The sequence below is a fragment of the Tsukamurella sputi genome, from assembly GCF_007858445.1.
In the GTDB taxonomy this organism is placed as follows: Bacteria; Actinomycetota; Actinomycetes; order Mycobacteriales; family Mycobacteriaceae; genus Tsukamurella; species Tsukamurella sputi.
Window position 1 is genome coordinate 1 of record NZ_VIGV01000162.1, and the last position, 556, is coordinate 556.

Here is a 556-nt window from a genome sequence, read left to right on the forward strand (position 1 = left end):
ATCATCGCCGTGCCGATCGACAGGTCGATGCCGCCGGTGATGATGACGATCGTGGTGCCGAGCGCCAGCAGGCCGATGGTCACCGAGGCGACGAGAATGCCCGTGAGATTGCCGGCGGTCAGGAAGTTCGGACTCGCGAACGAGAAGAAGACCACGATCACGATGAGGCTGACGAAGGCGAGGAACTGCTGCATCTGGCCGCGGATCCACGACGTCAGCGCGAATCCGCCGCTGCTGTCGCGGTCGGGCGTGGGCGGCGCGAAGGTCGCGGTCATCACTTCACCGCCGTCTCGTGGAAGCGGGTGGCGTTCTCCATGATCGTCTCCTGGGTTGCTTCGTCGCTGTCGAGAACGGTGGCGAGGCGTCCCTCCCCCATCACCGCGATGCGGTGGGACAGGCGCAGCACTTCGGGCAGGTCACTGGAGATGACCATGATCGCCTTGCCCGACTCCGCCAGTTGCTCGAGGAGCCGGTAGATCTCGTCCTTGGCTCCGACGTCGATGCCGCGAGTGGGCTCGTCGACGATGAGGATGTCGCAGTCGCGGGCGAGCCATTT

General features: G+C 65.1%; 2 pseudogenes. Both read right to left on the minus strand.

What is annotated here, in order from left to right:
- Positions 1–275: pseudogene (locus tag FK268_RS23620) on the minus strand (ABC transporter permease); the annotation flags it as partial.
- Positions 275–556 (minus strand): annotated as a pseudogene (locus FK268_RS23625) (sugar ABC transporter ATP-binding protein); the annotation flags it as partial. The pseudogenes FK268_RS23625 and FK268_RS23620, both read right to left, overlap by 1 nt.